The 26935-nt window shown below is 60.8% G+C and carries 23 protein-coding genes; 13 read left to right on the forward strand and 10 right to left on the reverse strand.

Going from position 1 to position 26935, the window contains the following annotated elements:
* Positions 1–10: 10 nt before the first annotated feature.
* From ACJ8MK_RS09225 to pqqF, 9 genes are all read left to right on the forward strand, one after another.
* Positions 11–1636, forward strand: a complete 1626-nt coding sequence (locus tag ACJ8MK_RS09225; protein ID WP_442517673.1) for a GMC family oxidoreductase — start codon at positions 11–13, stop codon at positions 1634–1636.
* Positions 1637–1802: 166 nt separating this feature from the next.
* Entirely contained in the window at positions 1803–2726 is a 924-nt protein-coding gene (locus tag ACJ8MK_RS09230; RefSeq protein WP_442517674.1) for a LysR family transcriptional regulator, read from the forward strand.
* A gap of 136 nt (positions 2727–2862) precedes the next feature.
* Positions 2863–3912, forward strand: a complete 1050-nt coding sequence (locus ACJ8MK_RS09235; protein ID WP_033653175.1) for a dipeptidase — start codon at positions 2863–2865, stop codon at positions 3910–3912.
* 117 nt (positions 3913–4029) lie between these two features.
* Positions 4030–4107: a pyrroloquinoline quinone precursor peptide PqqA gene (gene pqqA, locus ACJ8MK_RS09240; RefSeq protein WP_004937827.1), complete on the forward strand. Its 78-nt coding sequence runs from the start codon at positions 4030–4032 to the stop codon at positions 4105–4107.
* 57 nt (positions 4108–4164) lie between these two features.
* Positions 4165–5076 (forward strand): pyrroloquinoline quinone biosynthesis protein PqqB, encoded by a 912-nt coding sequence (gene pqqB, locus ACJ8MK_RS09245; RefSeq protein WP_033653177.1) that lies wholly within the window; start codon positions 4165–4167, stop codon positions 5074–5076.
* 9 nt (positions 5077–5085) lie between these two features.
* On the forward strand, positions 5086–5841 hold the full coding sequence (gene pqqC / locus ACJ8MK_RS09250; RefSeq protein ID WP_033634535.1) for a pyrroloquinoline-quinone synthase PqqC: 756 nt from the start codon (positions 5086–5088) through the stop codon (positions 5839–5841).
* On the forward strand, positions 5841–6119 hold the full coding sequence (gene pqqD / locus ACJ8MK_RS09255; RefSeq protein WP_039566152.1) for a pyrroloquinoline quinone biosynthesis peptide chaperone PqqD: 279 nt from the start codon (positions 5841–5843) through the stop codon (positions 6117–6119). The genes pqqC and pqqD overlap by 1 nt, the downstream gene beginning before the upstream one ends.
* Complete coding sequence (gene pqqE, locus ACJ8MK_RS09260) at positions 6112–7248, forward strand: pyrroloquinoline quinone biosynthesis protein PqqE (protein ID WP_041035091.1); 1137 nt, start codon at positions 6112–6114, stop codon at positions 7246–7248. Before pqqD ends, pqqE begins: the two co-directional genes overlap by 8 nt.
* 2 nt (positions 7249–7250) lie before the next feature.
* Complete coding sequence (gene pqqF, locus ACJ8MK_RS09265) at positions 7251–9566, forward strand: pyrroloquinoline quinone biosynthesis protein PqqF (RefSeq protein ID WP_442517675.1); 2316 nt, start codon at positions 7251–7253, stop codon at positions 9564–9566.
* Between the two features lie 405 nt (positions 9567–9971).
* On the opposite strand, the gene ACJ8MK_RS09270 is transcribed toward pqqF, so the two are convergent.
* The 6 genes from ACJ8MK_RS09270 to ACJ8MK_RS09295 form a co-directional block, all read right to left on the reverse strand.
* Positions 9972–11357: a purine-cytosine permease family protein gene (locus tag ACJ8MK_RS09270; protein ID WP_047567500.1), complete on the reverse strand. Its 1386-nt coding sequence runs from the start codon at positions 11355–11357 to the stop codon at positions 9972–9974.
* A 162-nt stretch (positions 11358–11519) separates the two neighbouring features.
* Positions 11520–12986, reverse strand: a complete 1467-nt coding sequence (locus ACJ8MK_RS09275; protein ID WP_033655043.1) for an aldehyde dehydrogenase — start codon at positions 12984–12986, stop codon at positions 11520–11522.
* A gap of 11 nt (positions 12987–12997) precedes the next feature.
* Entirely contained in the window at positions 12998–14035 is a 1038-nt protein-coding gene (locus tag ACJ8MK_RS09280; protein WP_442517676.1) for an LLM class flavin-dependent oxidoreductase, read from the reverse strand.
* Positions 14036–14054: 19 nt separating this feature from the next.
* On the reverse strand, positions 14055–14984 hold the full coding sequence (locus ACJ8MK_RS09285; RefSeq protein WP_033655042.1) for a flavin reductase family protein: 930 nt from the start codon (positions 14982–14984) through the stop codon (positions 14055–14057).
* Positions 14971–15798 (reverse strand): alpha/beta fold hydrolase, encoded by an 828-nt coding sequence (locus tag ACJ8MK_RS09290; protein WP_442517677.1) that lies wholly within the window; start codon positions 15796–15798, stop codon positions 14971–14973. The genes ACJ8MK_RS09285 and ACJ8MK_RS09290 overlap by 14 nt, the downstream gene beginning before the upstream one ends.
* Positions 15770–16372, reverse strand: coding sequence for an amino acid synthesis family protein (locus ACJ8MK_RS09295; RefSeq protein WP_442517678.1), 603 nt, complete (start codon positions 16370–16372; stop codon positions 15770–15772). The genes ACJ8MK_RS09290 and ACJ8MK_RS09295 overlap by 29 nt, the downstream gene beginning before the upstream one ends.
* Positions 16373–16830: 458 nt before the next feature.
* On the opposite strand from ACJ8MK_RS09295, the gene ACJ8MK_RS09300 reads away from it, so the two are divergent.
* Both ACJ8MK_RS09300 and ACJ8MK_RS09305 read left to right on the forward strand, forming a co-directional pair.
* Complete coding sequence (locus ACJ8MK_RS09300; RefSeq protein WP_033648296.1) at positions 16831–17505, forward strand: GntR family transcriptional regulator; 675 nt, start codon at positions 16831–16833, stop codon at positions 17503–17505.
* A gap of 1 nt (position 17506) precedes the next feature.
* Positions 17507–17803, forward strand: a complete 297-nt coding sequence (locus ACJ8MK_RS09305; protein ID WP_049212328.1) for a DUF1330 domain-containing protein — start codon at positions 17507–17509, stop codon at positions 17801–17803.
* A gap of 85 nt (positions 17804–17888) precedes the next feature.
* On the opposite strand, the gene ACJ8MK_RS09310 is transcribed toward ACJ8MK_RS09305, so the two are convergent.
* Positions 17889–18203, reverse strand: coding sequence for a protease inhibitor Inh/omp19 family protein (locus tag ACJ8MK_RS09310; RefSeq protein ID WP_193146275.1), 315 nt, complete (start codon positions 18201–18203; stop codon positions 17889–17891).
* Positions 18204–18301: 98 nt separating this feature from the next.
* Positions 18302–19741 carry a serralysin family metalloprotease gene (locus tag ACJ8MK_RS09315; protein ID WP_060387747.1) on the reverse strand — a complete coding sequence of 480 codons (1440 nt, stop codon included), beginning with the start codon at positions 19739–19741 and terminating at the stop codon, positions 18302–18304.
* Positions 19742–20674: 933 nt separating this feature from the next.
* On the opposite strand from ACJ8MK_RS09315, the gene ACJ8MK_RS09320 reads away from it, so the two are divergent.
* Complete coding sequence (locus ACJ8MK_RS09320; RefSeq protein WP_442517679.1) at positions 20675–22768, forward strand: putative bifunctional diguanylate cyclase/phosphodiesterase; 2094 nt, start codon at positions 20675–20677, stop codon at positions 22766–22768.
* Here the strand turns inward: ACJ8MK_RS09320 and ACJ8MK_RS09325 are convergent.
* Entirely contained in the window at positions 22765–23961 is a 1197-nt protein-coding gene (locus ACJ8MK_RS09325) for an MFS transporter (RefSeq protein WP_103829515.1), read from the reverse strand. The two genes, ACJ8MK_RS09320 and ACJ8MK_RS09325, sit on opposite strands and share 4 nt — an antisense overlap.
* A gap of 149 nt (positions 23962–24110) precedes the next feature.
* Here ACJ8MK_RS09325 and ACJ8MK_RS09330 point away from each other — a divergent pair, with 149 nt between their 5' ends.
* Positions 24111–25028, forward strand: coding sequence for an ABC transporter substrate-binding protein (locus ACJ8MK_RS09330; protein WP_094860074.1), 918 nt, complete (start codon positions 24111–24113; stop codon positions 25026–25028).
* A gap of 53 nt (positions 25029–25081) precedes the next feature.
* Here ACJ8MK_RS09330 and ACJ8MK_RS09335 read toward each other — a convergent pair whose 3' ends face one another.
* On the reverse strand, positions 25082–26845 hold the full coding sequence (locus tag ACJ8MK_RS09335; RefSeq protein WP_060421019.1) for a sigma-54-dependent Fis family transcriptional regulator: 1764 nt from the start codon (positions 26843–26845) through the stop codon (positions 25082–25084).
* Positions 26846–26935 lie beyond the last annotated feature (90 nt).

A 26935-nucleotide genomic window follows, 5' to 3' on the forward strand; every position in this document is an offset into this window, starting at 1 on the left:
AGGAGACATCATGAAACAAGATAAAATCACCGCTAACGTCGGGCGCCGCAAGTTCATTGCCGCCAGCCTGGCGATGGGGGCAGCGGCGGCGCTGCCGTTTTCCGGCTATACGCGTACCACCACTCGCGCCAACGATCCCAAATACGATTTTATCGTGATCGGCGCCGGCTCCGCCGGCTCGGTCGTGACTCGTCGGCTGGTGGACGCCGGCCTGCGCGTGCTGCTGCTCGAGGCGGGCCCGCGCGACGACATGCCGGCGATCCATAATCCGCCGGAAGCGATGGCGCTGTGGCACTCCGCCGTTGACTGGGGTTTTTCAACTCAGCCGCAGACCTTCGCAGGTAAACAGGAAATCTATTGGCCACGCGGAAAAACGCTGGGCGGATCCAGCGCCATCAACGGCATGATGTACGTGCGCGGCCTGCCAGAGGATTATGACAATTGGGCCGCGCTGGGCGCCGCCGGTTGGGCCTGGCGGGATGTACTGCCTTATTTCCGCAAAGCGGAAAATTGCAATATCGCCGGCCTTTCCGCACAGCACGCCACCGGTGGCCTACTGCAGGTTTCTCGTCCGGCGATGACCCCGCTGGCCCATGCTTTTGTCGAAGCGGGTCAACAGGCAGGCTTGCGCTGGGTAGGGGATTACAACGACGGCAACGATCCCAGCGGCGTCAGCTTCCCGCAATACACCATGACGCCGGACGGCAAACGGGCCAGCGCCTGGGTATGCTATTGCGATGCCATTAGCCAGGCACCGAACCTGTCGGTCATGACGGAAGCCCGGGTACTTAAATTGTTGAACCAGGGCGATCGCATTACCGGGGTGCACTTCCTGCATCGCGGTATCGATTATCGCATCGAAGCCAAACATGAAGTGCTGCTGTGCGCCGGGTCGCTCATGAGCCCTTCCATTCTGCTGCACTCCGGCATCGGCCCGGCGGAACAGTTGGAAAAACTGGGCATGACTGCGTTGGTCAACCTGCCCGGCGTTGGCGAAAACCTTCACGACCACCTGGTCTGCCCGATGGTGTGGTCTTCTCCGCAGCCGGTCGCGGTCGGCTTGGCCTCCGGTATCGAAGCGCAGATCTTCCATAAATCGGCACCGCAGTTAAGCGGGCCGGATACCCAGTCGCTGTTGTTCACCATGCCGTTCCTGCCCGGCGTCAACCAGGGGTATACCGTTACGCCGGGTTTGGTGCGGCCGAAAAGCCGCGGGCGTCTGTGGCTTGGTTCGAACGATCCCCTCCAACCTCCGTTGATGGATCCGCAGGTGTATGCCGAGAACGAGGATTTGGAGATCATGACCGACAAAGCGCTGTTGATGCGCGACGTGATGCACCAGAGCGCCATGGCGCCGTGGCGCGGTCGAGAGCAAGGCATGGATGGCGTGAACAGCCGCGCGCAAATGCGCGACTATATTCGCCGCACTACCGGCTCCTATCACCATCAGGTAGGCACTGCACGCATGGGTGTCGATGACATGGCGGTGGTCGATCCGCAGCTGCAGGTGCGCGGCTTATCGGGGCTGCGAGTGATCGACGCCTCGGTGATGCCGGTCATTCCCAGCGGCAACACCAATGCGCCCAGCATCATGATCGGTGAAAAAGCCGCCGATATGATCCTCTCCAGCCGTTAAAATCTTTGCCGCCCGCTCGCGGGTGGCACTCTTCACATTCTCAACCGGATAAATCATAGCGTGCGAAAAAGATAACCATGCATAATGGCAGACAACGGATGTACATGGGCGGTTTTCACCTGCACCAAATGCTTCCTTTCCTTGCCAGCCCACAGGATACGCACGCATGACCGACCCTGATTTCAACCTGTTGATCGCGCTCGATGCGCTGATGACGGCGGGCAGCGTCGTCGGCGCGGCGCGGCGTCTCGGTTTAAGCGCTTCGGCGATGAGCCGCACCCTCAACCGGCTGCGCGCGGCCACCGGCGATCCCCTGCTCGTGCGCGCCGGCCGTCATATGGTGCTTACGCCCTATGCCGAAACGCTGCGCGAGCGGACGCGAAATACGGCATTCGAAGCCCGTGCGCTGCTGCGCCCGGCGCAGGGAGCATTAGATCCCGCCGAGCTGGATCGTACCTTCACGCTGCGCGCCAACGACGGCTTCGTCGAAGCCTTCGGCCCGGCGCTGATCGCCGCCGCTGCCGAACAGGCGCCGCGGGTGCGGCTGCGCTTTGCGCCCAAGCCGGAGAAAAGCGACCGCCCGCTGCGTGAAGGGCTGGTCGATCTGGAGATAGGCGTGCTGGGTGACATGGGCCCGGAAATCCGCCTGCAGGCGCTGTTTCGCGATCGCTTCGTCGGGGTGATGAGAAGCGCGCATCCCTTGGCGCCGCAGCGGGAAATCGGCGCCGCCGACTACGCCGCCTGCGGCCACGTGGTGGCCTCGCGCAGCGGGCGCATTCTCGGGCCGGTAGACGCCGCGCTGGCGGAGCTGGGGCTGACGCGCCAGATTGCCGCCGTGGTGCCGAGTTTTCCGGCCGCGCTGGCGGTGGCGCAAGCCTCGAACCTGCTGGCGCTGTTGCCCGCCTCCTTCCTGCACGCTCAACCGGCCGACGGCCCGCTGCGCGTCTTTGAGCTGCCGGTGAAAACGCCGCCCATTACCGTGTCGCAAATGTGGCACCCGCGCCTGGACGCCGAGGCGGATCACCGCTGGCTGCGGCAATTGGTGCTGTCGGTCTGTCGCCAGCGCGTGCAGGAACCGTTTCGCGAATAGTGACAATGTCACTATATTTTGCATTACTGACGTCGAGTGATCCAGCCAACGGCAAAGCCCCCATACCCTGAGGGTTGTTCCCCCTCGCGCGATGGGAGAACATAGCGTTCACGATGCCTGACTCAGTGAAACGCTCATGACGCTTCCCCCTCTCTGGCCGGTATTCGACGGCCATAACGACCTGCTGCTCAACCTGTGGCTGCAGCACGACGACGATCCGGCCGCCGCCTTCTATTCCCGCGTCACGCCGGGCCACCTCGATTTCTCCCGCATGCGGCGCGGCGGATTTTTCGGCGGACTGTTCGCGGTATTTATTCCCCCGGTCAGCTATATCGCCCAGATGCGCAACCAAACGCAGGACGAGGCGCAGGCCGCCTTCGATCCGCTGGCGATCGCCGAACGGCAGATCGCCATCCTGCAGCAGTTGGAGCAGGCTTCTCAGGGGCGGCTGCGCATCTGCCGCACCGCCACCGAGATAGAACAGTGCCGCCTCAACCGGCAAATTGCCGCGGTGCTGCATATCGAAGGTGCCGGCATGATCGACGCGGAGCTGACGCAGCTGGAGGCCTTCTACCGGCTGGGCGTGCGCAGCATCGGGCCATTCTGGAATCTGCCGAACGCCTTCGGCACCGGCGTCAGCGGGCCGTTCCCGGGCTCACCCGATACCGGCCCCGGCCTGACGCCGGCCGGCGAGGCGCTGATCCGCGCCTGCAACCGCCGCCGCATCATGATCGACGTCTCGCACATGAACGAGAAAACCTTCTGGCAAACCGCCGCGCTGAGCAACGCGCCGCTGGTCGCCACCCACTCCAACGCCCACGCCCTCTGCCCCCAGCCGCGCAACCTGACCGACGCACAGCTGGGCGCCATCGCCCAGAGCGGCGGGATGGTCGGCGTCAATTTCGGCACCGCCTTCCTGCGTGCGGACGGTAAACGTGACAGTGCAACAACCGGCTTAACAGAAATTGTTAAACACGTTGAGTATTTGATCGCTAAACTTGGTGAAGATCGCGTGGGATTTGGCTCTGATTTTGACGGGGTCAACGTACCGCAACCGCTGGAGGACGCCGCTGGCCTGCCGCGCCTGACGCAAGCGCTGGCGCAGGCCGGGTTCGATAACCGGTTGCTGGAGAAGCTGACCTGGCGCAACTGGCTGAACGCGCTCACCGCCGCCTGGGGTGAATAACCCGGTTACGCTTTAAAGGTTGCGATCTCCGTCACATTTCGCCAACATTGGGCCGGCCGAATGCGAACGTTTCTCATTGGGTTCGACTTATTACGATGCATGCAAAGGAGCACCGCTATGACTACCTGGACTAAACCTGAGTTTGTTGATCTGCGTCTGGGGCTGGAAGTGACGCTGTACATTTCCAACCGTTAATCGCCCGTCTGCCCGCCTTTCGCGCGGGCATTTCTTTCCTTCTTTTCTGGTTTAGACATGCAGATAAAAGTTCTCGGCTCGGCGGCGGGCGGCGGCTTTCCCCAGTGGAATTGCAACTGCGACAACTGTCGGGGCGTTCGCGACCACAGCATCAGCGCCACGCGCCGCACGCAGTCCTCCATCGCCGTCAGCGACGACGGTAAAAACTGGGTGCTGTGCAACGTTTCCCCGGACATTTGCCATCAGCTGCTGGCCTCGCCCGAATTGAATAATCCCGAGGTGCTGCGCGGCACCGGCATCGGCGCGATCGTGTTGACCGACAGCCAGATCGATCACAGCGCGGGCTTGCTCAATTTGCGCGAGGGCTGCCCGCATCACGTCTGGTGCACCCCTGAAGTGCATGACGATCTCAGCACCGGTTTCCCGGTATTTCCCATGCTCTCACACTGGAACGGCGGCCTGATTCACCACCCGGTGACGCCCGGCGAGCCGTTCCGCACGATGGTCTGCCCGAACGTGCGCTTTACCGCCATTCCGCTGCTCAGCAACGCGCCGCCCTATTCGCCGTTCCGCGATCGCCCGATGCCGGGCCACAACGTGGCGCTGTTTATCGAAGATACCGCGCGCGGGGTGGCGCTGCTGTACGCGCCGGGCCTGGGTGAGCCGGACGAGGCGCTGCTGCCGTGGCTGCGCCGCGCGGACTGCCTGCTGATCGACGGCACGCTGTGGCGCGACAACGAGCTGGCCAACGCCGGCGTGGGCCGCAATACCGGCAAGGACATGGGGCATCTGGCGCTGGCGGAAGAACACGGGCTGGCGGCCCTGCTCGCCACCTTGCCCGCCAGGCGTAAGATCCTGATCCACATAAACAATACCAACCCTATCCTCAATGAAGACTCGGTAGAGCGGCAAAGCCTGACCGCCGCCGGCATTGAAGTGAGCTGGGACGGCATGAATATCGAACTGTAGGGAACCGCCATGACGCAACCACTGCCCCTGACTCCGCCGGCATTTGAAGCGGCGCTGCGCGCCAAAGGCGCTTATTACCATATTCACCACCCGTACCACATCGCGATGCACAACGGCGAAGCGACCCGCGAACAGATCCAGGGCTGGGTGGCCAACCGGTTCTACTACCAGACCAGCATTCCGATCAAAGACGCGGCGATCATGGCCAACTGCCCACAGCCGGAAACCCGTCGCAAATGGGTGCAGCGCATCCTGGATCACGATGGCTACGGCGGCAGCGAAGGCGGCATCGAAGCCTGGCTGCGCCTGGGCGAAGCCGTCGGGCTGCAGCGCGACGCCCTGCTCTCTGAAGAATTGGTGCTGCCGGGCGTGCGCTTCGCGGTGGACGCCTACGTCAATTTCGCGCGCCGCGCCTGCTGGCAGGAAGCGGCCTGCAGCTCGCTGACCGAACTGTTCGCGCCGCAAATCCACCAATCGCGCCTCGACAGCTGGCCGCAGCACTACCCGTGGATCGACGCCGCCGGCTACGACTATTTCCGCAGCCGCCTCGGCCAGGCCAACCGCGATGTGGAACACGGCCTGGCGCTGGCGCTGGACTATTGCGACACCGTAGAAAAACAGCAGCGCATGCTGGAGATCCTGCAGTTCAAGCTGGACATTCTGTGGAGCATGCTGGACGCCATGAGCATGGCCTATACCCTGAACCGCCCGCCTTACCACAGCGTGACCGCCGCGCGGGTATGGCACAACCAGAGGCTGGTGTAATGACGCTGAACCCTGAACATACCCCCGTCTTCCGTCGCGGCTACCGCCTGCAATGGGAGCAAGTGCAAAACAGCCACGTGATCCTCTACCCGGAAGGCATGGCCAAGCTGAATGACAGCGCCGCCGCCATCTTGCAACTGGTCGACGGCCACACCACGCTGAACGGCATCATCGCCCAGTTGAACGCCCGCTTCCCCGGCGCCGAAGGGCTGGCGGAAGACGTGCTGGAGTTTTTCCAGCGCGCCTACGAACAAAAATGGGTGACCTTCCGTGACTGAAGCGCGCGCGCCGGCGGTGAACCCGCCGCTCTGGCTGCTGGCGGAGCTGACCTACCGCTGCCCGCTGCAGTGTCCGTATTGCTCCAACCCGCTCGATTTCGCCGCGCAGGAAAAAGAGCTGACCACCGCGCAGTGGATCGAGGTGTTTCGCCAGGCGCGGGCGATGGGCAGCGTGCAGCTCGGTTTTTCCGGCGGCGAGCCGCTGGTGCGTAAAGACCTGCCCGAGCTGATCGCCGCCGCGCGCGAGCTCGGCTTTTACACCAACCTGATCACCTCCGGCATCGGCCTGACCGAGAAGAAGCTGCAGACCTTCGCCGACGCCGGGCTGGATCATATCCAGATCAGTTTTCAGGCCAGCGATGAAACGCTGAACGCCGCGCTGGCGGGCTCCGCCAAGGCGTTTCAGCAGAAGCTGGCCATGGCCAGGGCGGTCAAGGCGCTCGGCTATCCGATGGTGCTCAACTTCGTGCTGCATCGCCATAATATCGGCCAGATCGACCGCATTATCGAACTGGCTATCCAGCTGGACGCCGACGACGTCGAGCTGGCGACCTGCCAGTTCTACGGCTGGGCGCACCTCAACCGCGAGGGCCTGCTGCCGACCCGCGAGCAGATCGCCGACGCGGAAGCGGTGGTGAAACGCTACCGCGAACGCATGGCCACCGACGGCAAGCTGGCCAACCTGCTGTTCGTCACGCCGGACTACTACGAGGAGCGCCCCAAAGGCTGCATGGGCGGCTGGGGCGCCATCTTCATGAGCGTAACGCCGGAAGGCATGGCGTTACCCTGTCACAGCGCCCGTCAGTTACCGATCGCCTTCCCGTCGGTGCTGGAGCACGATCTGCAGCATATCTGGTACCACTCGTTCGGGTTTAACCGCTATCGCGGCTATGACTGGATGCCGGAGCCGTGCCGTTCCTGCTCGGAGAAAGAGCAAGACTACGGCGGCTGCCGCTGCCAGGCGTTCATGCTGACCGGCAACGCCGACAACGCCGATCCGGTGTGCGGCAAATCGCCCCACCACGGCACCATTCTGGCGGCGCGGGAAGCGGCGAATCGCTCGCAGATCGGTATCGATCAGCTGCGTTTTCGCAATCAGGCCAACTCTCGTCTGATTTTCAAGGGTTGACGATGACACCCGCCGCCGCCTCGTGGCAGCTCGACAACGGTTTGGCCGTCAAGGCGATAAGCGATCCTGCCGCCGCGGGCGCCGCCGCGCTGGTGCGCATTGAAGCGGGCAGTTTTCAGGCGCCCGTCGCCTGGCCGGGCCTGGCGCATCTGCTGGAGCATATGTTGTTTCGCGGCAGCGCGAACTACGGCGTGCAAGATGGTCTGATGGCCTGGGTCGCCTCGGTGGGAGGCCGGCTGAACGCCACCACCCAGGCCTCGCAAACCGCCTTCTTCTTCGAGGTGAGCGCAGACCATTTGGCGCCGGGGCTGGCGCGGCTGAGCGATATGCTCGCCGCCCCGCAGCTGGCGGCCGAGGCGATCGCTCAGGAGATTGAGGTCATCGACGCTGAATATCGCCTGCTGCGCGCCGATGTGGAAACCCGCTGCGAAGCCGCGCAGCGACAGATGTTCAGCGGCCTTGACGCAATGCATCGCTTTCATATCGGCAGCCGCGCCGCCTTCGGCAGCGATATTTCCGCGTTGCAGCTGGCGCTGCGGCAGTTTTATCAGCGCTATTTTCGCGCGCCAAACCTGACGCTGTGGCTGCAAGGCCCGCAATCGCTGGCGCAGCTGCATGCGCTGGCCCAGCGCTACGGCAGCCGGCTGCCGGCGGGCAACGGCTCACCGCACGAGAGCTCACCGCCGCTGACCGCTGCGGAAGATTACACCCTGACGCTGCCCGGCACGCCGCAGCTGAGACTGGTGTTTGCCCTGCCGCGCTCCCATTCGCGCGGCTGGCTGCGGCGGCTGGAGCGCCTGCTGCTGGACGAAGCCCCCGGCGGGCTGCTGGCCCGGCTGCGCGCTCAGGCGTGGTGCGATGCCGTTCGGCTCGATTATTCGCGCTGCAGCGAGAACAACGCGCTGCTGAGTTTTACCTTTACCGTCAATCACGGTTCAGCCGCTGAGGCTGCCTGCATCGAAAGCGCCCTGCTGGCGTGGCTGCAGGCGCTGCAGGTGCTGACACCGGCCCAGCTTGCGCATTACGAGCGGCTGGCAAATCGCGATTTCCACCGTTTGGCGCCGCTCGACCAGCTGCGTGCCAGAGCGTTTGGGCTGCCGCCAGCGGAGCCGAACGACGATTGGCCACGGCATATTGCGGCGTTGATTAGCGCGCCGCGCCGTCGCCTGGCCGTGCGACCCGAAGGCGGCGGTGAAACCCGTGAAATTCAAGGGCTGCCGCTGGCGCTTGGCCTCTTCGCCGGCGCCGCGCTGACGGCTACGACTGAACCCTTCCGCTTTTTCTCCTCCTCGGCGGCGCTGCCGCCCCCGACATTGCCTGCCGGCCTGGCGCCGGTGCGGCATCTGCGCCCCGACGAAGCGCAGCCGGTGCTGCTGCTGCGGCCGACGCCGTCCAGCCCCTTCAGTGATGCACAGGCCTACGGCTTACAGGCGGCGCTGCGCGCCGGGGCGGCCGAACTGGCGCATCGGGAAGGACATTTAAGCTTCGAACGCCACCAGGGTGCGTGGCTGCTGCAGCTGGCGGGCAGCCCCGCGCTGCTTTGCCACGGGCTGAGCGAGGTGAACCGAGCGCTGGCGGCGTTGCCGTCGGCCATTCTCAACGAGGCGGCGAGAAACCTGCGCCATACGCAGTTGCAAGAGCAAAACGACATCGCCATTCGTCGCCTGCTGGCCCAATTGCCCGCGGCGCTCAGCGCGCCGACAGCAACAACGGTGCAGTGGCATGCCACCTTAGTCGGCGGCGATGGCGAGTTAAAACGGCAGCTCTCGCACCTGCTGTACGACTTCCCCTATCCCGTGGCCGCCGAGCCGCCGCTGCCGATATATCAGCATCATCGCCCCGTCACGCTGACGGAAAGCGGCGCCGAAAGCGCCTTGCTGCAGTTTTACCCGCTGCCGAACGGCGAAGCGGCAGGCCGTTGGGCGCTGCGCGTGCTGGCCCAGCTTTACGCGCCGCGCTATTTTCAGCGGTTGCGCGTGGACCGCAACGTGGGCTACGTGGTGCAATGCGCCTTCCACCGCTGCGCCGATGCCGAAGGCCTGCTGTTCGCGCTGCAATCCCCAACGTTCAACGTTGAACAGCTGCGGCAGTTAACCGACGAATTCTTACTGCAAATGCGCCATGAGCTTGCGCACGTGGGCGCAAACGAGCTGGCGCAAACGCAACAGGCGCTGCGGCAAAGCGTGCAGCGCCTCAGCGCCGAGCCATTGCAACGCGCACGCGAAATCGCCCTGGAAAATCACGCAATCATTGCCGCCGAGCCCATGACATTGACGCAACTGGCCTATTGGCAGCAGCGGCTATTCACCGCAGGCTGATGTTGCGTCGGAGCCAACCCGACGCAATATAAACGTAGCGAAACAACTAATAACCAGAGGGAGATATATCTCAATAATCGTGTTCCCTCCTGTAAGAACTACTTCGGGAAATTACTTGAATAACAGCATGTTGATTAATCGCCTAACCGACGCCCTCCTTTTCCTTTTATGGCAGGCATATATTCTTCGCTTTTTCATTCTTTTAAACTCATAAGCTAGCGATATATAAAACACCATGAGCAGCAACATTAATATAACAATCATAAGTTAGCCCAAATCCATTTAGCCATTTCATACGATTATTATCTAATTTAATAAATTAAAAAATTAGAAACATCCTGTTCTAAAAATTACTTTATCATATCACTCAAACCGGTCTTTTATGCTGGCCGGGATGCAGGAGAATTATAATTGCACCGCCCAGTTAGCCCGTCGCGAACAACACAATGGGTAGGCGATACCGGTCAACACCATGCTGATCACCCAGGAAATGTCTGCGCCCGGGATCAGATTGGCGTAAGGGCCGGAGAAGAATGCGTTCTCGACGAAAGGCACCTGCACCGCAATACCGCCGAAATAAACGCCGAGCGCGCGGGTGTTTAGCAGGCCGTAGCGCCCGCCGTCGGCGCTGAAAATGGCCGAAATGTCATAGCGTTGGCGGTTAAGCAGGTAAAAATCAATCAGGTTGATCATGCACCAGGGGATCAGCACCGAAATCAAGGCAAAAATCAGGTTCAGGAACAGATGAACGAAGTTGGCCGAGGCAACCAGCGCCACCCACACAGCCCCCAGCAAAATCAGCGCCGAGAACAGCGTGCGTATACGCGCATTCGGCATCCACTGCGGTAAGAAGGTTTGTACCGCAGTGATGAGTGAAAGCACCGCGCCGTACAAATTCATCGAGTTATGGCAGATGATGTTGATCAGAAACAGCACCATCAGCACCGGCCCCAGCCCTCCCGTCGCCTGGCGCACCGCCTCCATGGCATCGTCGCTGCCGGCGACCAGATTGACCGCCACCACGCCGAACACGAAGGCCAAAATGGTGCCGCTGCAGGCGCCCAGGTAGGTATACAGGAAGGGTTTGGCAATGCCGACTTCCGCCGGCAGGTAACGCGAATAGTCTGACGTGTAGGGCGAGAAGCTGATTTGCCAGACGGCGCCGATGCAGAACGTGGCGAACCAACCGGCAATGCTGAACGATCCCCGCTGCCAAAAATCCGCCGGCAGCGGTTGAGAAAACATCAATACCAATCCGAGAATCAGCGCGCTGCCCATCACCCAGGCGCCGATTTTGTTGATCTTGTGGATGAAACGGTAGCCCACCACCCCGATCAGCGTTGCCAACACCGCGCCAATCACCGTCGCCACGCCCATGTTCAATGACGGGATGACGTTATGGATGACCTTGCCGGAAAGCGTGATGTTAGAAATAAAGAACCCCAGATAGATCACCGTGGCGAACACGATCACCAACAGCGAGCCGTAGCGGCCAAACTGCGCCCGGCTCTGCACCATTTGCGGTATTCCGACCTGTGGCCCCTGAGCAGAGGTCAGCGCCAGAAAAATACCGCCGAACAGGTGGCCGGCGATAATCGCGCTCAGCGCCGAGAGAATATCGAGATGAAACGTTTGTGTGGAGATGGCCCCGGTCACCACCGCCAGCGGCGCAATATTGGTGCAAAACCACAGGGTAAACAGGCTGCGGGCATGGCCATGACGCTCCCCGGCGGGAACAAAATCTATCGACTTGTCTTCAATAAACGCGGTCTGCTCTGGCTGAGAGTTCATATATCCCCCGGTTAACGTGGATTATTATTTTTTACAGCGTGTTAGCGTGCGAATAGGTCGAAAAAAGCGTGCGTCTGCCCCGGCGACATTGCGGTCGCCTGTATCAATGCGATGAAAACGGGGCTGCCGGCGCGATCTGAAATCGCGCCTGATTGCGCTGACTCAGCGCATGACAAAGGGATCGTCTATCGGATCGTCGCTGGTGCGCAGCCACACCGTTTTGCTGGTGGTGTATTCCAGCGCGGCGTCAATCCCGCCCTCGCGGCCAAACCCCGACTGGCCGTAGCCGCCAAACGGCGCCAGCGGCGATACCGCTCGATAGGTATTCAGCCACACCACCCCCACCCGCAGGCGACGGGTCACCCGATGCGCGCGCGTCAGGTTCTGCGTGAAAATGCCGGCCGCCAGGCCATAGGCAGAATCATTGGCAAGCTGAATGGCCTCCGCTTCGTCCCTGAAGGTCAACACCGACAGCACCGGGCCGAACAGCTCTTGCTTCACGCACTCGGCGTCGGGTTGCGCGCTGCAATCGACAATCGTCGGCGGGTAGTAAAAGCCCGGTGAGTCGATCGCCGCGTGGCCAATCACCAGTTTTGCCCCCTGCTCCAGCGAACGGCTGACGATGGCGGCGATCCGCTCTTGCTGCTGCCTGGTGCAAAGCGGCCCGAACTGGGTGTCCGGGCGATCCGGCGGCCCGATGCGGATGCTGCGCACCTTCTCCGTCAGCCGGGCCAAAAACGCGTCCTTGATGCTTTCCGCCACCAGCAGGCGCGAGCCGGCTACGCAGCTCTGGCCCGACGCGGCGAAAATGGCGGCCACCTGCGCATTCGCCGCGCTGGTCAGATCCGCATCATCGAAAACGATAAACGGCGATTTTCCGCCCAGCTCCAGCGAGGTGCTGGCGAGGTTTTCCGCACTGCCGCGAACGATGTGCTTCGCGGTTTCCGCGCCGCCGGTAAAGGCGATGTGGTCTACCTGCGGATGCGCCGTCAGCACCGCACCGCATTCGGCGGCAAAGCCGGTGATCACATTGCATACGCCGCGTGGAAAACCGGCCTCGTCTATCAGTCTGGCGAACGCCAGCAGCGGCGCCGGCGCGGTTTCCGCCGCTTTGACCACCAGCGTGCAGCCGGCGGCGATCGCCGGGCCGATTTTCACCGCCGCAAGAAACAGCTGGCTGTTCCAGGGCACGATCGCCGCCACCACCCCAATCGGTTCGCGACGCACCCAGGTTTCCATGTCGGCTTTGTCGATCGCCAGCACGCTGCCTTCCATCTTGTCGGCCAGGCCGGCGTAGTACCGGTAGTATTCCGCCACATAAGCGATCTGCGCCTGGGTTTCCCGGATGATCTTGCCGGTATCCAGCGTTTCCAGCCGCGCCAGCTCGGGGGCGTGCTGCTCCAGCAAGTCGGCCAGCCGCAACAACAGCTTGCCGCGCGCGCCGGCGGTCATATCGCGCCACTCGGCCCCCTGGAAAGCCCGGTGCGCCGCCGCAACGGCACGATCCACATCCTGCGCGCGGGCTTCCGCCACCTGCGCCCAGGGTTCGCCGCTCGCCGGGTTGATCGAGTCGAAGGTGGCCGAACCGGCGTCAAACCGGCCGTCGATGTAGAGTTTGAACGATTCCATCAGCGCCTCCGTCAGTGAAATTCCGGCATCACGCAGCGAATGAACCGCTCCAGAGAGGCCTTTTTACGCGCAAAGCTCATGCCGCTGTCGATCCACAACGCAAACTCGTCATACCCCAGCGCCTCATATTTTTTCAGCCGCGTAATGACCTCATTGGCGGTGCCGATAGCCAGGTTGGTGCGCATCATCTCGGCGGAGTAATAGGTATTGGCGGCGATCTCTTCGTCGCTCAGCGGCTGAATCAGCCCTTGCCGCACCGGCCGCTGGTTCTTGAACCAGGCGCCGAAGTAGTGGTAGAAACGGTTGAGCGCTTCCGCCGCCAGGCGGGCGTCCGCCTCATCTTCCGCTACGTAGCCATGCTGCAATAGCATGATCTTCAGCGGCTGCTCGGCGGCGAAGCGTGCACGCGCCTCGTTGAAACAGGTCACCAGCCGCACGATCTCCTCTTCCCCTTGATGCAGTGGCGTAACCTGAACGTTGCAGCCGTTTTGCACCGCAAATTCGTGGCTGTTGGGATCGCGCGCCGCCACCCAAATCGGCGGATGCGGCTGCTGTTTCGGCAGCGGCGACGAGGTGGTCGCCGGGAACGACCAGTATTCCCCCTGATGGGCATAGTCGCCCTGCCACAGTTTTTTCACCGCCGGGATCAGCTCGCGCATGCGCTGCCCGGCATCCCAGGCGGTCAAACCGGGCATCAGCCGTTCGTATTCATAGGAATAGGCGCCGCGCGCGATGCCCAGCTCCAGCCTGCCGCCGGTGATGATGTCGGTCATCGCCGCCTCGCCCGCCAGACGGATCGGGTGATTGAACGGCGCAATGATGGTGCCGGTGCCGAGCCGCACCCGCGAGGTGCGCCGGGCAATGTCCGCCAGATTGATGAACGGATTCGGCGCAATGGTGAAATTCATGCCGTGGTGCTCGCCGGTCCAGATGGCGTGCATGCCGCCGCGATCGGCGATTTCACACAGTTCGATCATCTCCTGGTAGAGCTTTTCCTGCGGTTCGTCGGGTAACGTTCGTTCCATATGCACGAATAAAGACAGTTTCATCACACTCTCCCGTTCAGCCTTAACCGGCGAATTGCTTGATGGCACCGCTGTGCTCATCGCCATAATAGATACCGTAATTGCCCACGGCGTTTTCTTTGACGAACCGGCCCAGCATCGATCGCAGCGCCGGATCCTTGATCGGCAGCCGCGCCAGCGTCGGCATGTCGAACCATTCCGCCGCGCTCAGCTGCGGCGTCAGGCTGCCGGCGTCGGTCGGCAGCGCGCACAGGAAAACGATGTGTTGCTGGTGCTTTTGGCGGTCGTCATAGACGGAATAGACGAAGCCCGGATGGGCATTAATGCCCAGCTGTTGCAGCAGCTCCCCCAACGTTTCGCTGACGCTGCGTTTCTCCACCGCGCTGGACGGCAGTTGATAGCCGCCGTCATTTTGCCGCACCATCACGGCGTGCCCTTCAAACTCGATCAACGCGCTTACCACCACCTGCGGCCCACCAATCAGCGACTGCGCGTTTTGATAAGGCGTGAAATAAGCGCCGCGGTAATACCCCAGACCGGCGGTGGCGTTGGACTCGAACCCTTCGACCTTGCCGATCAGAATGGCATGGTCGCCGGCGTCCACCACCTGATGCAGCGAGCAGTCGAACCACGCCGAACTGTTATCGATAAGCGGCACCCGTGACGCGCTCCAGCGCCAATCGATCTGCGCAAAGCGGTCTTCGTTCTTTTGCGCAAAAATGGTTGAAGCCTCTTTTTGCTGTTCCGCCAGAATATTGATGGCGAAATGGCTGCACTGGGTAAAATGCGCCAGATTCGCCGAACGTTTATCGATGCTCACCAACAGCAGCGCCGGATCCAGCGACACCGACGAAAACGAATTGGCGGTGAAGCCAATCGGCTTCCCCTGCTTGTCTACCGAGGTCACAATGGTGACGCCGGTCATAAAGGCACCGAAAGCGTCGCGCAACTGCCTGCGTTTATCCGCGTCCATTTGCCGCTCCTAAAGTCAAAGGTTTCTCTGAGGTCAGAAAATCGAGCATCAGCGCGTTGACGCGTTGCGCATCGGTCAGACTGACCATGTGTTTGGCGTTCTCAATGATTACCGCGCGCCCGTTCGGTGCGGCCTGCGCCATTTGCCGCGCCATCTCCGGGCTGGAGTTGGCGTCGTGCTCGCCGGTCAGCACCAACACCGGGCAGCGGATAAGGTGCCAACGCTGGGCATACACCCGATCGCCGGTAGCAAACGCCTGATAGGCGCGGGCGTAGCCCGATATGTCCACCTGTTGCAACCAGCCGCCCACCTGCCGGCGCAGACGCTGTTCGGCGGGATCGGCGCCAAACCACCGGCTCAGCGGCGAGTCGAGCTGCGTCTGGCCGCTGGCCAACGCGCTGGCGCGTTGCGCGACCGCGGCGCTGGCCTTTGCTGAGCGCTGAAACACGCCGCTCATCACCACCGCGCGATTGACCCGCTCCGGATAATCGATCGCCAGACCGGCGGTGATCAACGCCCCCATCGAGTGCCCCGCCACCGCAGCGCTCGGCGCGCCCAGGGTGTTTAAGAAGGCTGCCATCCAGCGCACGTAATCCTCCAGCGTCGCGGCGTGGGCGAAGCCTTCGCTTTCTCCGTGGCCCGGCATATCGACGGCGATGACCCGAAAGTGCGCGCTGAGCGCATCGAGCTGGGGATACCAGGCCTCCGCGTTCATGCCTACGCCGTGGATCAATACCAGCGGCTCGCCACGCCCGGCCTCCAAATACCCCACCCGCAAAGCGGGTTCAGACAGCTGCCGGATTGTTCTGATCATGGCCCAGCTCTTTCAGATCCAGATAACGGTTGCCGATGCGGTGGTGCGGCCGCCCCCCCAGCGCCGCGCCCAGTGCGATGACGATTTCATCGTCGAAGGGCGCGTCGTTGATGTTGAACTGAAATGTCAGGTAGTGCTCGCGGCTGCCTTCGTCGTTTTTCCCCATCATCGGGATCAGGATCGGCGCGTTGGCCGGCCCGCGGGTATTGTTGAACGCGAGATAGCTCTTGCCATTGACCGCCGAACGGTAGTGGTTGCCGAAATGCAGCGTGTGGATCAGCGCCGAGGCATGTTCCAACTCGCCGCCCAGCCCCACCACCGCGCTTTTGCCGAAGGCTTCCACCCGCTCGCCGGAGCCGGCTTCTTTGAGGATCAAACCGGTCAGCAGCTCGCCCAGCATCGGCGCCATTTCTCGAATCTTTGGCGCCAGATCCTCGACAAAGCCTTGCCCGGCCCAGGGGTTTTTAATCACCGCCGCCGCCGCGATCATCACCAGCGGTTTACCCGCCGGTTTGCCGCCGTCGGCGTAGAGGGTTTCTGTGGAAACCAGGGTCTTGCGGATGTCTTGATGCATAAGGGACCTCGAAAAGTAAATCAAATGTTAATCAGATGTCGCGAGTCGAGGGTATAGCATCGGGCAGATTGGTATGTCAAAATTTGGTATACCATAATACGGTATTCTTATTTTCACTTGAGGCGGTAGAGCACATTTGAAAATAACAGCGGTTATTCAATGCATTAGTAAATTTTCGTGGACTTTGGCAGGGAATGAAACGCCGGCCACGACCGCGTCCGCTCAGCACCCTGTGCCCGTGCCGCAGCCGTTGAGCCAGCGGGTATCGGCAACGAAAAGCGGTTTTTTTAGGCTATCTTTCGATTTTGTGAGCTGCTGCAACATTCGCCGTTTTGGCGATGCGGCGCGAAATCGACCGCCGTTGCTTTGCGGGTTGGAAAGATGTTAATAGTACCGGGCAAACGGGAATTCGCGTCGTTATCCGGATTAATGATGATCCACAAAAAATAGAGACAATTATGGTTCAGGCGTCATTGAAAATTGAGAATGCACCGGTCACCTTGCGCGAATTGGCATTGGCGAAAATTAGGCAGGCGATTATCTCAGGGTATTTTCAGGCCGGCGATCGTTTGGTGGAACGCAGCCTGTGCGAGGAGCTGGGCGTCAGCCGCAGCGTGGTGCGCGAGGTGATCCGTTATCTCGAAGCGGAGGGGCTCATTGAAACGCTCGGCAAGAAAGGGCCGATTGTCGCTATTCTGACCTGGGAAATTGCCGAGCAGATTTATACTATTCGCCTGCTGCTTGAACAGGATGCCGCTCACGACTGCGCCCTGAAAGCCGGGCCGGAAGATAAAAAGAAACTGCATGAAAAATTAATTGCGATTAATCAGGCGTCGGCCGGGCAGGACGATATTCAGCGCGTTGAAGCCTCGCAGGCCTTTTATGAAACCATTTTCCAGGTGGCCCATCACGCCATCGCCTGGGAAATCGTTCAACGCCTGAACAGCCGCATCAGCCGCCTGCGCGCCCTGACCCTGAAAACCCCGGAGCGCCAGCTGGCCGGTTTCGAGCGCATGACGCGCATTTATCACGCCATCGAACAAAACAATCCGACGCAGGCCAGGCAAGAAGTCATCGATCACCTGACCGAGGCCGCCGCGCTGGCCAAGCGCATTCTGCAACAGGAGTCCTGAGATGCCCGCTTACTGGATCGCCCATGTTACCGTGAAAGATCCGCAGCAATATCAGCATTACATGGATTTGGCGCCCCAGGCGTTTCGCCAGTTCAACGCCCGTTTTCTCGCCCGCGGCGAACAGGCGCAAACGCTGGAAGGCCCATCGTTTGTGAAACATGTGCTGATCGAATTCGACGACTACGCCACCGCATTGGCCTGCTACCATTCGCCGGCCTATCAGTTGGCGAAACAACAGCGGCGCCACGTGGCGGAAGCCATGATTACCATCGTCGACGGCTTGCCGCCCGCCCATTAAAAAGCCCCCGCCGTTACGCGGAGGCTGGGTGATGTGAGGCGTGATAACCGCGTTCAGAAGCGCCGGGTCAAGCCGGCGTTTTCCGCTAGTTATTTCTCTTCAGGATCTTCCCAGTTTCAGCCCAGATCTGGCTGCGATAATGATCGTCTTCCTGAGAGAAGAAAAGTACGGTCAGCCCATCCTTGTCCAACAGCGCAATGCCATCGGGAGCAGGACGCCACGCCACAGGCTCTTGCGGCAAGACGTCGGGCGTGCAATCAGATAAAAATTTCAGGCTATAGCCGCCGGCCGATTCCACATTCTCCGCGTTGAGCTGCACAACACAAGACTTTGATTTATCACTGACCGTCCACTGCCCGGATAGCGTTTCGGCGGAAGGTAACACCAGACTGCTTGCCATAGAGGCTCCTGAAAACAAGAAAATTATTCCGACAAGAATAAATTTGCACATAGCTGGCCCATGCGAAACGGTGGGCATCATCGCCCACCGTTGCCGTTTTACACGATAAAGTCAACAGCGACGTCGGCCTGCCCGACGATGTGCACCAGGAAGTCTGGATTTGCACCGCCATGGATATTGAAGGCCAATTCACTCAGATTGCTCTGGGTATCATAGGATACCAGCGCCTCACCGGCCTGCCCGCTGAAATGATCGACAAACTGAATGAAATCACTGCCTTTAGCGCCCTGGTTGAAGAAGGACAGATCGATCTTGTCCTTGCCTGACTCAAAGTCCCAAATGGTATCAGGAGCCCGAACAGGCGAGTCATTCACATCAGAGAAGACAAAAATGTCGTTGCCTTGCCCTCCCCATAATTGATCCTGGCCCGCTCCACCGTAAATGACATCGTTGCCGGCGCCGCCTTTGAGCGTATTGTCTGCGTGATTCCCAACAATGACGTCATTACCTGAGCCCCCTATCGCGTTTTCGATGGTGACGCCAGCGGCGATGGAAACATTCCCTTTTAATCCCCCGACGTCGGAGAAAGCGCCTTCGTTCAAGTTGATACGTTGATTTTGGCTATACCCCGAGAAATCAAGGGTATCATTACCGCCTGCATCCCAAACAGACATCACCAGTTTGTCGTGGCTGTCATTGAGCGTATAGAAGTCTCGGCCTGTATTTGAATTAAACCCGTAAACGGTGTCGCCGGTTCGGGTGGTCATATTGGCGCCGTAAAGATGCTGGATGGCCGCGATATCATCAACCAGCGGCGCAGCGGCATAGTAATGGCCATGATCCGCATTGGTAATGGATTCATTCCAGTAACTCATTACGCTAAATTGCCGGGTATCTTCGGCGTAAACTGCCTTGGTATAATTTGGGCTGCCTTGCCCCGCATTATAAGTGCCCGGGTGATCTAACCCGAGAGTATGGCCAACTTCATGGGTAATGGTTAAGCGGCCGTAATTACCTAGCTCAGGATGCAAATTTTCGGAGTGATTCTTAATGTTGTACCAACTTTGCCCATCAGAATTGAACCCCCTGTAATCATTGCCATTATATGAGAACGGTTTCAAAGCATACGCTTGTCCTGTCCCCTCATAATTGCCAAAGGTAATATTGGAGGGTTGGCCTGTGGCAACTTCGACAAATTTGATGTTGGCAACATCGGCCCAGGATTGCAAAGACAGCTTCGCCTGTTCTTGTTGCTGTTGCGTGAACGCGCTCAGCCCCGTATCACGTTCCGGGGAGCGGTGGCCCAGGTTCAGTTCGTTATAATCCCAATCCGGGAAGGAATAGGTCACCGTCGCCTCTTTTCCCGTGACGTGTACGCCATTCCAGGTTTTATCGCCGCGCGCGATCTGCAACCCCGCCTGATTTATGTCATAAGACGGTTTGTTATTTATCGTCAGACCATTTCCGCGCTCATGGTAGTGAATAAGATCGTTAACGCTGTCCCAACCCGTTTCGTTTCCATTCATGGTATTACCCATAACTTTCTCCACAAAGTAGCTAGTATTGCTATGACATCCGAAATGTCCCTTGGGGATAATCAAGATCCTGAGAATAGCGATCACCCGATACGCCCCACTCTTTTTGCCTATCCCTTTACAATTGACTTTTAACTACCCGATGCCTCCTTACCCATGATTGAGAACTGATGCAACTGCGTGAGATCGCGATATGTCCGTGCAAAATGCACGGAAATAATAGGCGCATTGATCCGGCAAGGGTTGGATTCCAGAGTTTGCGCGTTGAGGCTAAGTTGAGATGCCGCTCAAAGGGGCGGATGACAACGGCCGTTCGATACCTTGTCTCGTTGCCAGAGACCACAGCAGACGTGGTCTCGTGTTGTGACCGTTGCCGGTTATCCGAACCGTTACCCGAAGAAAATTACGTGAATGCATTTGCGCCACCATCCAGTTTTGCTAATGATTATCATTCGCGAGGCTATCTCACACGTAAGCAAAGTGTCAACAGATGAAACAAAACATTTCTTGATTTGCATCATGATTTTTTCGCTAAGCCCCAGTGAACGGGCGATGACGGGCGTTGCAGAGTGCATAAAATGGCGTTTATCACCGTCTGGACTGGGGTTTTTGTCAGTGTTACCGCATAGAGCAGGCAGAATACCGTTCGGAAGTACATCATGGCGACTGAACATTTGGCCACAGAGAAACATCAGGAATGATTAATTTTCACGGCAATAACGCGGCGTGGTCCGATTACTTATTTTTCGCTGCAATATAAGGGATGCTTATAAATAACAGGAGTATTCCTAATGCGTTCACGCGGGATGTATTCCATGCTGGCGGGCCGATTTTTAGCCGCGCCCGCTGGCTATTCCCATTTTAATTGGCAAGACTATATTGAAAGAAGCTCTGCCCTAGAGCGAGAATATGGGTAATTTTCCGAGGAAATACCGCATGACCCTGTTGCCCAAGCAGAGCAATAACAAAAATCCGATTGATCTCTATGGCGAAATCGTAGACGACTTGCCCGGCCTGATTTGCTTCGGCAACCGCCTTGGCGGTTACTTCAATAAACAGTGGCGCGACTATACCGGCGCCATCGCCGGTGAACACGGCGCCGCCGACTGGCTCGATGCCCTGCACCCCGACGATCGCGAGCGGCTGGCCGCGCAATGGCGCCAGGCGATCGTGGCCCTTTCCTCGTTCGCCGGCGAAGCCCGCCTGTGCGATCGCAGCGGCGCCTACCGTTGGTTTATGCTGGCGTTCAACGCCCGGCAGGACGGTATGGCGCTGGAGCTCAGCTGGTACCTCACGGCGACCGACATCCATCCGCAAATGCTGCAGCGCCAGCAAAACGTTCAGGCGCTCTCTATCCAGCAAGACATGCTGGACGCCAGCGTCGACTGCATCAAAGTGATCAATCACGACGGCACGCTGCGCCACATGAACCGCTCCGGCAGCCTGGCCCTTGGCCTTGATCCGGCGCAAAAAGAGTTTGGCATGCCCTGGCTGGGGCTGCTGTCGCCCGAGATCCGGCGCCGCGGCAGTAAGGCGCTGCGCAGCGTCAGAGCCGGAAAGAATGCGCGCTTCACCGGATTGAGCGTGACGCCGCAGGGTAAAAAACAGCACTGGGACAACATTCTCACGCCGGTCAGCGACGAACACGGCGCCGTGGTCGAGATCTTGTGCGTCTCGCGCGACGTGACTTCACAGCGCGTGATGGAACAACGTCTGTTGCTCGCCAGCGAATATGACGAATTGACCGGCCTGCCCAACCGGCGCCTCTTCAAGAAAAAGCTGAAGCAAGAGATGAAGCGCGCCCTGCACGGCAACAAGTCCCTCGGGCTGATGCTGTTGGATCTTGACCACTTCAAGCTGGTGAACGACACGCTGGGCCACGCGGCGGGCGACCATCTGCTGCGGATCTTGGGTAAAAGACTCAGCGCCTGCATGAATGCGCACTCGTTCGTCTCCCGCCTCGGCGGCGACGAGTTTGCCGTGGTGATCAGCGACGTCGAAAACGAGCAGGATATTTTCCGCATCGCCAACAAGTTTCTGCTGCAGCTGGAGACGCCGATCACCCACGGCGGCAAGACGCTGCATTGCGGCATGAGCCTTGGCGGCGCCATCTATCCCAAAGACGCGCGCGACGCTTCAGAGCTGATGAAATGCGCCGATACCGCGCTGTATGAGCTGAAAGACGGCGGCCGTGGCGGCGTCTATATGTTCGACCGCAAAATGATGGACAAAGCGCGCGCCCGCGCCAGCCAGCTCAACTACGCACGCCAGATCGTGCGCGACAACTGCATCCGTCCCAGCTACCAGCCGAAGGTCTGCCTGACCGACGGCAGCATCGTCGGCTTTGAAGCGCTGCTGCGCTGGCACTGCCCGATCAACGGCGTGCAGCTGCCGGCAACGGTAAGCGAGGCGTTCAACGACTACGAGCTGGCGACCAAGATCAGCGAGGCCATGCAGCTGAAGGTCTTCGCCGATATCGCCCGCTGGCGCGCGGCCGGCGTGGCGGTGCGGCCCATCTCGCTGAACGTGTCGCCGATCGAGTTTTTACGCGACAACTACGCCGAAACCTTCCTGCAGCGCCTGCTGAAGTTCCACATTCCCCACCCTCTGATCGAACTGGAAGTGACCGAACACGCGTTCAACAAGCACGGCTCGAAGTACGTGCTGCGCGCGCTGCAAATGCTCAAGGAGATGGGCATCCGCATCGCGCTGGACGATTTCGGCACCGGCCACTCCTCCTTCAGCCATATCATGGATTACCCGCTGGACTGCATTAAGCTGGACTGCGACTTCGTTCAACGGATGAATACCGAACCGGCGATCCTGGCGATCGTGGAAAGCATCGGCATCCTCGGCCAAAAACTGTCGATCGATATCATCGCCGAGGGCGTGGAAACCGAGCAGCAGCGGCAAACGCTGTGCGAAGCCGGTTTCCATATCGGCCAGGGTTATTTGTTCAGCCGGGCTGTGGAATCCCAGCGGGTGCCCGAGCTGCTGCAGGCGATGCCGCAACTTGTCGACGGCCGTTAAGCGCCCCGCCGTTCGCCGAACGGCGCCAGCTGCATGCCGACCAGCGTCACCACGCAGATGAACGCCCCGGCGTAGAAGGTGGAGGCGGAACCGAACAGCTCCCACAGGATTCCGGCTCCGAGACTCGCCAGCAGCAGCGCCACGCCGCTGATCAGATTGAACATGCCGAACGCGGTGCCGCGCAGGTGCGCCGGCGCGGTATGCGCCACCATCGCCGCCAACAGTCCCTGCGTCATGCCCATGTGCACGCCCCACAGCGCCACGCCAAACAGCACCCCACCCCAATGATCGCTCAGCGCCAACACCACATCGGCGGCGATCAGCACCAGCAGCCCGGCTTTCAGCAATCCTTCATGGCTCATGCGATCGGACAGTTTACCGAACGGATAGGCCGAGCAGGCGTAGACCAGATTCATGGCGACCATCACCAGCGGGATCAACGCCAGCGGCGTGCCGCCCTGCTGCGCCTTCAGCACCAGGAACGCTTCGCTGAAGCGCGCCAGCGTGAAGACGGCGCCGATACCCACCACCCACCAATAGCCGCGCCCCAGCAGCCGCAGATTGGCGCGGGTGATCGGGTTGGTGCGCTTGTGGGTTATCGCGGCGGCCGGCTCTTTCAGGCCAAAAAACAGCAGCGCAATCGCCAGCGCCGCCGGGATCGCCGCCACCCAAAAGATGGCGCGAAAATCGTTGTGCCACAGCAGCATCAGGCCGACGGCCAGCAGCGGCCCTAAAAAGGCACCGACGGTATCCAGCGACTGGCGCAGCCCGAAGGCCGCACCGCGAATCTCCGGCGGCGTCACGTCGGCCACCAGGGCATCGCGCGGCGCCCCGCGGATGCCTTTGCCCACGCGATCCAGCAGGCGCGCGCTCATCACCATGCCGGACGACGACGCGATGGCGAAAAACGGTTTGCTGATGGCGCCCAGCCCGTAGCCCAGCAGCGCCAACCCTTTGCGCTTGCCGAGGTAATCGCTCAGCACGCCGGAGAACACCTTGACGATCAATGCCGTCGCCTCCGCCAGCCCTTCGATCAGCCCGATGACGATGACGCTGGCGCCGAGCGTCGTCGCCATAAACAGCGGCAGCAGGCTGTGGATCATTTCCGAGGAGACGTCCATCAGCAGGCTCACCCCACCCAACACCCACACGCCGCGCGGTATGCGGCCCAACGTAGCGAAACGCGACAGCATGGTTCATCCTCGAGAGATTCAGCGCCACCGGCGGCGCTTCATGACATTTCCAAGATTGGATAGTTGATTTTGTTCGTTCACAGATCTGCCGCCTTTAGAGATAGTGCAACGACCTTGTGACACCCATAATAATGAAGGTAATTAACATAATGATATATAGCAAAAAGATGATTGTGATGGCGGCGCTGCTGAGCTTTTCCGCCGCGGCCGCGCCAGGGGTGGATCTCGTCGCCAACGAAACGCCGATCCACACGGTGAAGAGCGCCGAAGCCGTGGCCAAAATCCCCGCCGATTTCAAGTTCGTGGAGCCCGGCACGCTGACGGTGGCCATTTCCCTGCTGGGCAGCGGCCCGCCGTTCGGCCTGTACGCCCGCGACAATAAAACGGTGATCGGCAGCGAGGCGGACATCGCGCGCCTGGTGGCCGACGGCTTGGGATTGAAACTCAAGCTGGTGCCCACCTCGTGGGAAGACTGGCCGCTGGGAGTGGCCTCCGGCAAATATGACGCCGCGGTTTACAACATCACCGTGACCAACGAACGCAAGACCAAATTCGATTTCGCCACCTATCGCCAGGATACGCTGGGTTTCTACGTCAAATCCGACAGTAAAATCACCCAGATCAACACCGCGCCGGATATCGCCGGTAAAAAGATCATCGTCGATTCCGGCACCAATCAGGAAGCGGTGCTGCTGGCCTGGGACAAGGAGAACCGCGCCAAGGGGCTGGCACCGCTGCAGCCAGTGTACGTCACCGACAAGGCCGCCTCCACGCTGGCCATTCAGTCCGGCCGCGCCGACGCCACCTTCGGCCCCAACGTCTCCGGCGCTTATCAGGCGCGGCTGACCGGCAAAACCCGGCTGGTAGGCATCGTGCCCGGCGGCTGGCCGAAGACCGCCAACATCGCCGTCACGCTGAAGAAAGGCAATGGCCTGGTGGATGCGGTGCAGGCATCGCTCAACAGCGCCATCGCCAACGGCAGCTATCTGCAGGTGCTGGATCGCTGGGCGGAGAGCGACGAGAAGATCGCCCATTCGGAGATTAACCCGCCGGGGCTGGGGGACTAAAGCGTGAACCGGCCCCGCTCGGGGGCCGGCTATTGATGATCAATCACGACGTTTCATTCCGCCGCCGCTTTCTGCCTTCCCAGCTTGCGGTACAGCGTGCTGCGCGAAACGCCGAGCGCCTTGGCCGCCCGGCTGAGGTTGCCGCCCGCCCTGTCGATCGCCGCCTGCAGCGCCTCCAGGCCGGTATCGGCGCTCTCCTGGCGCGGCGCCAGCACCGCGATGGACTGCGGCAGATCGTCCAGAGTGAGCACCGCATGATCGTCCGCCAGCGCCAGCAGCACCTTGAGCGTACTCAACAGCTGCCGCACGTTGCCGGGCCACGGGTAGCGCGCCAGCATCGCCAGCGCTTCCGGCAGCAGGCGAATGTCGCGCCGCTCACCGCCCAACTCTCGCCACAGCTGCATAATAAAGGCCTCCAGCTGCGCCCGCTCTCGGAGCGGCGGAATGCGCAGGCTGTATTCCTGTATGCGGTACAGCAAATCCTCGCGAAACGCCCCCGCCTCAACCTGCCGATGCAGATCGTGGTGCGTGGCGCAGACCAGCGCAAAATCGACCGCAAAGGCGCTGCGGCTGCCGAGCGGCGTGACCGTTTTTTCCTGTAACACCCGCAGCAGCCGCGTCTGCAGGCCCGCCGGCATGTCGCCGATTTCATCGAGGAACAGCACGCCGCCGTCCGCCTCGCGGATCTTGCCGATATAGCCTTTCGGGTTGGCGCCGGTAAACGCCCCCGGCGCATAGCCGAACAGCTCGGATTCGATCAGCGGCTCGGGCAGCGCCGCACAGTTGATCGCCACGAAGTTGCCGTTGCGCCAGCGGCTCTCTTGAAACAGGCGTCGGCTGAAGTGCTCTTTACCGCAGCCGGTTTCGCCGGTCACGCACAGCGAAAGGCCGGCGTTGAGGATCCGCAGCGCTTTCTGATGCTGCTCGTCATGCCGTTCCGCCGGCGGCGTGGAACGCAGGGCGCTAACGCGGCGCTGCGGCGCCTCGAGCAGAGAATAATAGTGCCGTTGATTGCCGGCCAGCGTCTGACGCGGCGCGCCGGAGGGCTGTCGCAACAGATCGGGGAACAGCTGGGCGAACTCGACGGAGCCGAATGCGGCCGGCGAGAGCTGAAACTCCATCATCGCCAGCCGATTGGCGGCGACCAGCACTTCGTCGTGAAACACCAGCAGCAGCTCCTGCGCGCTGCCCAGACGACCGGCATCGGCGTGCAGGCGCAGCGTCCAGTGACGATCGGCGATCGCGCTTCTGACCCAGCGGTGTTCAATATGCCGCACCGCCTGCATGATCAGGCGCTGCGCATCGCGATACGGCCGCTGCGCGGGGGCGGAGAGATCCAGTATGCCGGCAATGCGGCCATCCGGCCGATAGATCGGCGCGGCGGTGCAGTTCAACCCGGCGTTTTGGTTGAGGAAATGCTGGCCGCCGCGCACTTCGCAGAACGCGCCCAGCGCCAGCGCGGTGCCGATGGCGTTGGTGCCCCGCTCCGCTTCTCCCCACTGGTTGCCCGGCGCCAGCGCAAAGCGCGACGCCTTGTGCAAAAAGTCGGTATTGCCGCGGGTTTCCAGCACCAGCCCGTCGGCGTCGGCGATCACCACAATGGCGGGCTGGCGCGTAATTTGCGCGCCCAGCTGCTCGATCAGCGGCTGTACCCGCTGCGGCACCCAGTCGTTGCGGCTACGCAGCTCTTCGAGCAGTCCGGCTTTGATAAACGGGATATGGCGATCGGCGCGCGTCAGGCCGTAGCCCCGGCTGCGCTGCCAGGATTCCGCCAGCGGACTGGCGCCCTCGGTGGGCAAGCGGTCGTCAGGCAACATGCGTTTCTCCCCCGTTCGCGAGTGTTGCAAATATGTATCACAGATGTGTATCAAGCGTTGCGACACGGGACACAAAAAAACACCGACGGC

The organism is Serratia sp. CY38905, assembly GCF_052168875.1.
Taxonomy (GTDB): Bacteria; Pseudomonadota; Gammaproteobacteria; order Enterobacterales; family Enterobacteriaceae; genus Serratia; species Serratia sarumanii.